At 50.9% G+C, this 9,423-nt stretch carries 11 protein-coding genes; all 11 read left to right on the top strand.

Annotated elements, in window-relative coordinates; all coding sequences use genetic code 11:
* The first annotated feature begins 132 nt into the window (after window positions 1-132).
* Window positions 133-423, top strand: coding sequence for a hypothetical protein (locus ABH899_RS28505; RefSeq protein WP_370002271.1), 291 nt, complete (start codon window positions 133-135; stop codon window positions 421-423).
* Entirely contained in the window at window positions 398-589 is a 192-nt protein-coding gene (locus ABH899_RS28500; protein ID WP_370002268.1) for a hypothetical protein, read from the top strand. The genes ABH899_RS28505 and ABH899_RS28500 overlap by 26 nt, the downstream gene beginning before the upstream one ends.
* Window positions 590-635: 46 nt before the next feature.
* On the top strand, window positions 636-2,834 hold the full coding sequence (locus ABH899_RS28495; RefSeq protein ID WP_370002267.1) for a phage tail tape measure protein: 2,199 nt from the start codon (window positions 636-638) through the stop codon (window positions 2,832-2,834).
* Window positions 2,834-3,364 (top strand): phage baseplate protein, encoded by a 531-nt coding sequence (locus ABH899_RS28490; RefSeq protein WP_370002265.1) that lies wholly within the window; start codon window positions 2,834-2,836, stop codon window positions 3,362-3,364. The genes ABH899_RS28495 and ABH899_RS28490 overlap by 1 nt, the downstream gene beginning before the upstream one ends.
* Before the next feature lie 9 nt (window positions 3,365-3,373).
* The gene (locus ABH899_RS28485) at window positions 3,374-3,694 is read left to right on the top strand and encodes a phage baseplate plug family protein (RefSeq protein ID WP_370002262.1); all 321 of its coding nucleotides are present in this window, start codon (window positions 3,374-3,376) and stop codon (window positions 3,692-3,694) included.
* A complete protein-coding gene (locus ABH899_RS28480) occupies window positions 3,687-4,475 on the top strand; it encodes a phage protein (protein ID WP_370002260.1) in 789 nt (262 codons plus the stop codon). Before ABH899_RS28485 ends, ABH899_RS28480 begins: the two co-directional genes overlap by 8 nt.
* A complete protein-coding gene (locus ABH899_RS28475) occupies window positions 4,472-4,858 on the top strand; it encodes a Gp138 family membrane-puncturing spike protein (RefSeq protein WP_370002258.1) in 387 nt (128 codons plus the stop codon). Before ABH899_RS28480 ends, ABH899_RS28475 begins: the two co-directional genes overlap by 4 nt.
* Window positions 4,846-5,205, top strand: a complete 360-nt coding sequence (locus ABH899_RS28470) for a DUF2634 domain-containing protein (protein ID WP_370002256.1) — start codon at window positions 4,846-4,848, stop codon at window positions 5,203-5,205. The genes ABH899_RS28475 and ABH899_RS28470 overlap by 13 nt, the downstream gene beginning before the upstream one ends.
* Complete coding sequence (locus ABH899_RS28465; RefSeq protein ID WP_370002254.1) at window positions 5,195-6,373, top strand: baseplate J/gp47 family protein; 1,179 nt, start codon at window positions 5,195-5,197, stop codon at window positions 6,371-6,373. Before ABH899_RS28470 ends, ABH899_RS28465 begins: the two co-directional genes overlap by 11 nt.
* Window positions 6,366-7,010 (top strand): hypothetical protein, encoded by a 645-nt coding sequence (locus ABH899_RS28460; protein ID WP_370002251.1) that lies wholly within the window; start codon window positions 6,366-6,368, stop codon window positions 7,008-7,010. Before ABH899_RS28465 ends, ABH899_RS28460 begins: the two co-directional genes overlap by 8 nt.
* 15 nt (window positions 7,011-7,025) lie before the next feature.
* Window positions 7,026-9,423 (top strand): hypothetical protein (locus ABH899_RS28455; RefSeq protein WP_370002248.1); only part of this gene is annotated, 2,398 nt, incomplete at its 3' end.

Below are 9,423 nucleotides of genomic sequence, written 5' to 3'. Positions count from 1 at the left end.
CAACCGAAGCTATTGTCAAAAAACCGGCTAACCGCGCATATGGCAACGAGGCCGAAGACCGCGAATTCGAAATCCAACTGCTTGACATGAAAATGAGCTGAACCAAAAACCACATTTAAGGAGCGATATCAAATGAGCAACTTTAAACAAAAGCAATATAAATCCAAAGGTGAAAAAGAATTTTTGTTCCAACACCCCGGAGTTCGTAGTGTCTCCAAGATTCATGATGCAATCAAAAATAAACATGGAGTTGTTTCCGAAGAACGTTTGTCCGAAGAAATCCTGAAACATGTAATCGTGAAGCCGCAAATGAAAATTGATGACTTCGAATCCTATCAGGAATACAATGAGGTCATCAATGCCGCCTATGCCTTCATTACGGGGCAGGACGAAGGCAATGACAATCAGCAAGCAGGAAGCTAGAAACAGGGCGACAAGAAATTGGGCGCAATGGCGGCTATTGATTGCTAACATGGTGACATACAGGGATTTATATTTTATGGATGATGACGATATTGCGGAAGCAAACGCGGCATTGGATATCCATATTGAAAATGAAAGAAAAGAAATGAATCGGAACCGGAAGTGAGCGCCTTTTTGGGCGCTCTTTTTTGTACTGAAAGGGGGTGCAATACTTGGGGGTAATCGGAAATTTAATGTTCGCCGTTGGCTTTAAGGTGGCCGACAGTGCTTTGTCAAAAGCGGATAAACAAGTCGGAGAAATGCAAAGTAAATGGATGGGGATCGGGGTCGCGGCGGCTGCCGTAGGTGCGGCCATTGTGGGTGTAGGAGCTGCCAGCCTATCAGCGGCAAGCAACATGCAGGGGGCTTTGTCCTCTATTCAGGGAGCAACCGGCCAGACAGCGCAGCAGATGGAGGCAACAAAGGCAATCGCCACGGACCTTTATAACCAAAATTTCGGCCAGAACTGGGATGACCTGGGCAATGCCATCAAGACGACAGCACAAATCACGCAGCAGCAAGGCGACGAACTGAAGACGACGACGAAGAACGCTCTCCTGCTTAGGGATACGTTCGGTTTCGAAGTGACGGAGTCCGTGCGGACTTCGGACACGATGATGAAACAGTTCGGCATTACGTCAACAGAGGCGATGAACCTACTTGCAGACGGCAGCCAAAAGGGGTTAGACAAGTCCGGGGAATTGCTGGATACCGCTAACGAGTATTCCAACCAATTTAAGTCACTAGGTTTTACGGCCAATGAGATGTTTGATACTTTAGCGGCGGGGTCCGAAAACGGGGCCTTTAACTTGGACAAAGTCGGGGACGCCGTTAAGGAATTTAACATCCGGGCAAAGGATGGCAGCAAGACAACAACAGAAGCCTTTCAAATGCTGGGCCTGGATGCCGACAAGATGGCAAAGACCTTTGCGGCCGGTGGCCCGCAAGCAAAGCAAGCATTCCAGCAAGTTCTGCAGATGATTGGGTCTATCGAAGATCCAGTACAACGTAATACGGTCGGTGTCGCCCTCATGGGTTCGCAGTTTGAGGACCTAGAGGCTAGAACAATTACGGCGATGGGGACAGCGACACAGCAATTCGATATGACCAAAAACAAGATGGATGAGCTGAATCAGATCAAGTTCGACAAGCCCGGCGAAGCACTGGCGATGTTTGGTCGACAGATGGAAACGGGATTGCTCGTTCCACTCGGGGAAAAGCTCATGCCTTATTTCAACCAGTTCGGTCAATGGCTCGTTGATAATCAACCGACTATCCAAGCCGTTGGAGCTGCAATTGGGGACGGACTCGGCAAGGCAATAGATGGATTGGTTACATCGTTCGGGTTCATCATCAACAACATTGACATTATTGGTCCGGCTATCATTGGAGTAGCAGGCGTCATTTTATACACGATGGTGCCTTCCATGGTGGCGGCAGCTACGGCCGGTTGGGCCATGATTGCCCCGTGGCTCCCCATCATTGCGGTTGCCTTATTGGTAGGTTTAGCGATTGCGGGTATTATCCTTATTTTTAAAAATTGGGGTGCTATTGCAACATGGCTGGGCGAGGTATGGACTGGTTTTAAAACCTGGGTCATGTCGATTTTTGATAGTGTCGTGGAATTCTTCAAGGCTTGGGGTATCACGATTATGGCTGTTTTACTTGGAGGCGTCGCTTGGGTTATTGCGGCCATCGCAACCAAATGGGAAGAAATCAAAACCACTACGGTCAACATTTTCACGGGAATTTGGAATTGGCTGACGAACACATGGAACAACATCGTAAATAGCGTTTCGAACGCCGCGACGTCCATCTGGAATAAGATCAAAGGTGTATGGGATCAGATTACGGGTTTTCTCTCGGGGATCAACCTCTTCGATATTGGTAAGAACATCATTGAAGGAATGGTAAACGGGATCGGCTCCATGGCGAACGCCGTTGTCGATAAGGTGAAGGAAATCGGGAACAGCATCACGGACAAAGTCAAAAGCATCCTGGGAATCCACTCGCCTTCCCGCGTCATGATGGAACTCGGATTTTACACCGGTGAAGGCTTGGCACTTGGATTGGACAACACGCAAAGCAGAGTCGGGCAGGCTTCTTCGGACCTCTCCGACGAGATTGTTTCCGGCCAAGGTGCGGGGAATCTGCAGCAGGCAACATCCGCGTCGCTTCCTCCGGCCAGAGCTGTACAAGGTGGCGACGGAACACTTCGAATCGAGGTTGTATTCAAATCAGAAGGCGTTTCGGGGGCCACTTTAGATGGTAGCTTGCCGCCGGAGTCTGTACGGCAAATCGAAGAAGCCGTCGCCGGAATTTTCGAGAAAACCGGAAGGCGTTCCGGCCTTTCGACAGGGGGAACGTTCTGATGGCAACCATCGACGGCCGTTATGTCACGGTCGAGTCAGAGGACCCGAGCTACGAGGTTGAAACCCCGGAGCAGCCGGTTGAAAAGGGCGTAAACCTAATTGACCATGTTGAGCGCAAAGCAAGGACGATGTCTATAAGCGGACTTATCGTGGGTGACGATGCAGCACAAATTCGACAATATCTTATTGACGCCCAGGACATAGGAAGCATTGTCACCTATGACGGCCGTAATTCCTTTGTCGGCTTGATAACTGGCTTTAAATCCGGCCATACCAACCAAGTCGCCAACGGTTGTACATTTTCATTGACGTTTAAAGAGGTCAGAATAGCAGAGTCCTCTTTTGTGGAAACCCTACCGCTGCCGATCCGGGCGCAGGCGGCCCCGGTAATAAGCTCGGGCCGTAAGCAGAAAAAAGAGAAAAGCGAAGCCAAAAAGAAGACAACCAAGAGCAAGGCGAAGGGGAAAGAGAAAAAGAAAGACAAGCCGGTCGAGAAGGTAACATTCAAGCCGGGCAGCCCGTGGGCGTGAGGTGATGTTATGCAGTACATTCCTATCGAGAAAGACCTTATACCGTATCGTTTCGATATGTCCCTGGCCGGTCGGGTCTATACTTTTGAAGTGCATTACAATGAGGAGTTCGACTTCTTCACCCTGGACCTTGAACTGGACGAGGAAGTTTTGGTAACCGGCGAAAAAATCGTTTACGAAATGCCGTTGTTTGACGGGATTGAGGACAGCCGGTTTCCGCAGCTCACGCTTGTGCCGTTTGACGAGTCTGGGTTGAGCAACGAAGTGAACTGGAACACGCTGAACGAAACGGTATTTATTTATCTGCCGGACGGTGATGACGATGAGTAATTTCGGCCGTGTAATAGAGGTGATGGCCGGTGGGCGCGAGTTTACGAATGCAAGCTATAACATCGAGGGGAGCGTACCGTTTGATAATGATCCGTTGCCGAATGAAAGTGAAATCCGACTTTGGAATCTATCACAGGACACAATCAATCGGTTTTCCGTGAACAGTACGGTTATGGTCAATGCAGGCTATCGGGGGGACGTGGGGTTAATCCTTCACGGCTTTATATCAAAAGTGCAAACAAAACGTGAGGGCGTGGAGCAAGTGACCACGCTTTTTGTTTTGGACTCACAAGACCTCTCGGGTCGAAAAGTAGATGTCGCCTACACCGAGGGAACTACGGCGAGTTACATTTTACGCGAGATGGCCGCGCAACTCGGGCTGCCTATTGGACAATTCGAATTAAACCAGGATTATCGGTATGAAGATGGATACACGGCAAAGGGCGAGGTCACGGAGATCATTACGAAGGTTGCGAAGGATTGCGGTACATCTGCCTACATCAACAAAGGCAAGCTTTATATCCGTAACCTGCGATCCGGCGCGGACAACGTGTTCAGGCTCAACCCAGATACTGGAATGATCGGTTCACCGGAGCCATATCAAAACGAGCAGTTCAAAGGCTTTAACCTAAAGTCACAGCTTCAATACCGGATTACAACGGCTTCGGTGATTGACCTGGAATCCAGGACCTTTCAAGGCCGTGTTCATGTGCTTAAGGGAAGTCACAAATTTAGTAACACCGGCGACTTTGTAACAGAAGCAGAGGTGATCGAACCATGAGTATTGACGCTTCCGGCTCACTCGGCCAATTACTCCGCAGCCTTGCGTACAAGATTATGACGGACTTGTCCGTTTCGTTTCCTTGCCGGGTAGAGTCTTTCGATTCGGGAACAGGAATGGCAACGGTGCAGCCTTTGACGCGTCTGGGTGATGTTCCCCCAGCACTAATAACAAACGTTCCAGCGCTTGGTCAGCGCCTTACCATAAACGGCACCGAACAAGTCTGCAGGCCAGCCCTAAAAAGAGGCGACACAGTCCTTGTGGTATGTGCAGACCGGCAGATTAAAAATTCGCTGGCCGGACAGATTGCCAAGCCGGACAGCGCTCGGATGCACGACCATAATGACGCGGTAATTGTGGGGGTGTTCCCATGCTCTCTCTAAAGCTGCAGGATGGAGATTTGGTCTTCGAAAATGATGAACTTGTAATGATCGAGGGTCCCGAAGAACTTCGACAGTGCGCCGAAATCGCTCTATCTACGAATAAGGGTGAATGGTTTCTGAACCCCGCCGTAGGGATTAGATTCAGTCGGTTCCTCGGTAAAAATCCAAGCGAAGAAGCCATGCGAAATGAAATCCGAAAAGGCTTGCTACAGGACGCACGGATTAAAACGGTTGATGATATCAGCTTTTCTTACGACCGTCCGGGTAGATCGGTAGTCATAACATTCCAGGCAACGGCGACGGACGGCGAAGAAATCAGGGGGGAAGTGCCATTAAATGTTGGATGAAAAAGGCTTTAAGCGCAAGCGATTTGCCGACCTTGTAGTGGAAATGGAAGACAAGTCACGAGAGGCTTTTGGCCAGAAAATCAATACGTCAGAATGGTCCCCACTGGGAATCATTATTCGGTTGTTCGCTTTCTTCCTTGCCAAGCTTTGGGCCGTCGCGGAAGACGTCTATAACGGCGATTCGATCAACCATGCCAAGGGTGTACAGCTCGACCGGCAAGGGCCGAGGGCGGGAATTTCCCGGTTTAAAGCTGCCTGGGCGAAAGGGTTCGTCCATATTACCGGGATTCCAGGAACCGATATTGCACTTGGCTTTGTGGTTGCTACTAAAACCGGTGTGACGTTCGAAACAACCGAGGCGGCAATTATCGCCCAAAACGGGGAAGTGGTAGTACCAATTGTGGCAAGGGAGCCGGGGAGCAGCGGGAACCAAGCGGCCGGTACAATAACCGTGATAGTTAACCCTAATCCCAACATAAGCAGCGTTACCAATGCGGAGCCGACAGGGGGCGGGCGGGAGAAAGAAACGGACACCGAATTTCGCGCCCGTTTTCCGCAATCTGTCGCGGGCGGTGGATCCGGGACAACGGATTCCATCCGGGCGGAACTGCTACGCGTCGAGGGTGTCCGAGCGGCGGCGGTTATTGAAAACTACTATAAAGACCCAGACGCGGAGGGAAGGCCGGGAAAAAGCGTTTCGGCTTACGTGCTGGGCGGGGATCGGCAAGCGATTGCGGAAGCAATATTTCGCAAAAGGTCGGGCGGCATCGAACCGGCTGGCAGCGAGGAAGTCACTGTTTTAGATATAAGCGGCAATCCCCAAAAAGTGCGGTTTACTTATGCCCCAGAGGTCAAGGTCTATGTAAAAATTGCACTCCGAACGGACGAAAGTTTCCCGGCTGATGGTGACGCTTTGGTTCGGTCTGCACTCATACGTTATATCGGGGGCCGCGAGGCAGACGGCAGCCTGTGGAACGGTCTGAACATGGGGCAGGATGTTGTCCATTGGGAAGCTTTATCCACCTTGCGAGGTATTGACGGCATTAAGGATGCCAGGGTCGAATTGTCCACCGATGGCATCACCTATGCACCGGCTAACATTGACGTGGGGCCGCAACAGGTGGCACAGGCTGACGCCGACCGGATAGAGGTGGGCCACATTGTCTAATTGGGCGGCAATAATCCTCAAAAAGCTGACGGATGTATACAGCAAAAGACCCGATAGCAATATCGGCAAGATCATCGGAATTCTGGCCGGACAAATGCAGGACTTGGAGGATACCTTTGGCCGCATCGGGGAATGGAGGGACATTGACAATGCCGAGGGAACGACGCTGGACATGATCGGGGAAACCGTGGTGCAGCCCCGCGGGAAGGCCAACGATGCGATTTACCGGATCATGATTAAGGCCAAAATCGCCCGAAACCTCTCCAATGCGGATATCAACAGCATCATTTCCGTGATTGCCCTAGCGCTAAATTCTGACCCCAAGGAAGTCACGATTAAAGAAATGTGGGACGACCCTATTACGCCGGAGCCTGCAGCTATATCCATGATGAAAATTCCCATTGACCGCCTCAATGAAATAGGGATGGACCCAAGGCAATTTGCCAGGATCGTTCAAAAAACGGTTGCCAGCGGTGTCCGCGTCTCCGTCATTGAATTAATGGGGACCTTCGAGTTTGCAGATGCCGACGAGGTGCAAGTCGATGAAGATCGAGGGTTTTCGGATATCGAAGGGAAGAAGGGCGGTTATTTGGGGTCGGCCTTTGTTCCGTCTGAATCGGATGACCTGCCAATATAGAAAGGATGTTGAACAATGGCATTTAACGAGTTGCCGCCCAAATGGGACGCGCCCGGACAGGAACCGCCAGAAAACAGGAAAGTGACAGGATGGCAGCCAAAGGACAGACCGGCCGCCGAATTTTTTAACTGGTTTTTCAATCGAGTGTACAAGTCGATCAAGGAATTACAAGCAAAGGCGGCGGAATCCAGCGTCTTGGAAGCCATAAGGCAAAGCCTGACCAAGAGCATAGATGATTTGAAGGCTTTATTCGCCGGTCATGATAGCGCAATTATCGACCAACAGAAGCGGATGACGGAGGTCGAAAAGCAAGTCAGCAACACACCGTCCGTCGCCAGCCTGGACCTGTCCAAGCCGGTCCAGGTCATCGACTCGGCCAAGCGGTCCCGGCTTAAAATTGACAGGATCAAGGGGCGTACACTCACTAACTTGCTCGGGATGCTCGGCGGGGACAGCTTGCCAAGCGCGCTTTCAAGCTCCAACGTGACGGTAAGCACCGACACAGCCAGTTACACGTCCGGTACGCGGTCTACGCTCGTTGCCGCAACGGGGACGGCAGCCGTGGAGCATTTTGCATCTACGGATCGACTTCCTATTTTGCCAAGCCGTCAATACGTTTTTATAGGCGATATCCAGACGATAAAAGGCACTGCTACCTACCGTTTTATTACTAGGGACGCGGCCGGAAATGTGGTGGAAGATATAAGCACCGGATTTGCTGCCGCGGGAGGTTGGCAAACTACGGGGCAGCTTATAACCACAAAAGCAGCGGCGGTCACTATTGAAATACGGGTGCAGATTTGTAAAAGCGACGGAACAGTCAGCTACGTACAATCCGGCGAGTCAGCCCGGTTCGACAGCGCTCGGTTATACCAGGTCAGTGCAGCGGACTACGACAGCCTCAAAACGTTCGATTATAACGACTGGAACCGTCGTTTCCCGTTTGTCCTAAGCAGCACGTCAACCAACGGCATCCATATTACGCGGTACGGCGATAATCTGGCTCCGAGCTATCGGGAATGGACGTCTATGCCTGTGGGCACGATTACCGATAGCTATACGAATGTGGTCACAGCTAACGGCACAGAGCAATTTTGTTCAACCAATATCAAAGCCGTAGCGGGCACGACCTACACGTTCGCAGTTACGCGATCATATGGCGGAAAAATCGGCATGGACTTTAGGGACGCGCAAAACGTTAACCTTGCGTCGACTGGAATGGTAGACGCGGCGTCCGTAACGCTCAAAGCTCCGGCAAATACAGTATCCGTAAACATCGTAACGAGCGTTCCGGCGTCCGTGCCATCGGGCGTACAGATCGAGTTTAAAAATCCGACCCTCAACATCGGTCCGACGGCGCTGCCATTTAAACCGCGCGTATATAATTACCTGTACTTCCCCGACGTTTCCCTTTCGTCAAGTATCGCTGGTGACGTGGCAGACGAGATTTACGAGCAAAACGGTAAATACTATAAGCTTAATGCTTATCGCCAGCTAACCGTTGACGGCAGTCTAAGCTATACCTATAACCTCGCGGTCCCGGGGTTAAAGCGAGTTTGGACCGAGTCTATACAAGGGTACTACTCGCATTGGTATGCAGATTTCCACCGTTTTGACGGTAAAGTTTTGCTACCTGGTATGCACACGGATGGCGCGGACCGTTTTAATTTTGAGGAGGGCATAAAATTATTTGTTACCATCGCAAATAAGGATAGCGGATGGGGCGATAACTACACGCCAACAGCCGACGAGATTAAAGCGTATTTTAACGGCTGGAAAATGTATATCAGTGGTTCGGCCGTCGAAACAATTTACGATGGTACGGGCACTAAAGCGTGGGCGTATAGGCAACCGGACGGTATACAATGGCAAGGCCATACCCCTGAATTACCTATCCAGTTGTCTCCTGCTTTTATGGGTGCCCCTTATAGTCCATATCGCCTATCCTACCGACTGACGCAGCCTTTCACGACTGAAATTAGCCCCCAAGGAAGTATTACGCTTAACGAAGGTCCTAACCATATCGAGACGGGCGTCGGTATGATCGTGCGGGAGCGTATGACCACGACCTCCAGCGGACCATATATCACGAGTAACGACCAGGGCAACAGCCTGACGGTTTTTAAATATCGTGTGCGTAAGGTACAAGCAATCTATCGCAATAGGCGTCGGGATACTCAATGGTTTTTTAACAATCTCTCATCCAGTGGTATTGAAAAACCTGTCATTGATCGGCAATATTACGACCCTGATGCTGTCTACGAGGTCACCTACCACGCACTGGACCCGATTTCCACGCCATTAGCCAGCATCGCGGCCAGTACCGACACCAACCTTAAAACGGTCGTGGACACGTTGGCAGCGGCGAGCGCAGACGTTGAAACGCGGGTTAGCGTCCTGGAGCATTCATCGC

This window comes from Paenibacillus sp. RC84, from assembly GCF_041260495.1.
Taxonomy (GTDB): domain Bacteria; phylum Bacillota; class Bacilli; order Paenibacillales; family NBRC-103111; genus Paenibacillus_F.
This window is presented reverse-complemented; position numbering and strand designations above follow the sequence as displayed.

What these genes read in the sequence shown, in the direction of transcription:
- ABH899_RS28500 (WP_370002268.1), top strand. Translation starts at nt 398, where the DNA reads ATGACAATCAGCAAGCAGGAAGCTAGAAACAGGGCGACAAGAAATTGG.
- ABH899_RS28505 (WP_370002271.1), top strand. Translation starts at nt 133, where the DNA reads ATGAGCAACTTTAAACAAAAGCAATATAAATCCAAAGGTGAAAAAGAA.
- ABH899_RS28475 (WP_370002258.1), top strand. Translation starts at nt 4,472, where the DNA reads ATGAGTATTGACGCTTCCGGCTCACTCGGCCAATTACTCCGCAGCCTT.
- ABH899_RS28470 (WP_370002256.1), top strand. Translation starts at nt 4,846, where the DNA reads ATGCTCTCTCTAAAGCTGCAGGATGGAGATTTGGTCTTCGAAAATGAT.
- ABH899_RS28485 (WP_370002262.1), top strand. Translation starts at nt 3,374, where the DNA reads ATGCAGTACATTCCTATCGAGAAAGACCTTATACCGTATCGTTTCGAT.
- ABH899_RS28465 (WP_370002254.1), top strand. Translation starts at nt 5,195, where the DNA reads ATGTTGGATGAAAAAGGCTTTAAGCGCAAGCGATTTGCCGACCTTGTA.
- ABH899_RS28480 (WP_370002260.1), top strand. Translation starts at nt 3,687, where the DNA reads ATGAGTAATTTCGGCCGTGTAATAGAGGTGATGGCCGGTGGGCGCGAG.
- ABH899_RS28490 (WP_370002265.1), top strand. Translation starts at nt 2,834, where the DNA reads ATGGCAACCATCGACGGCCGTTATGTCACGGTCGAGTCAGAGGACCCG.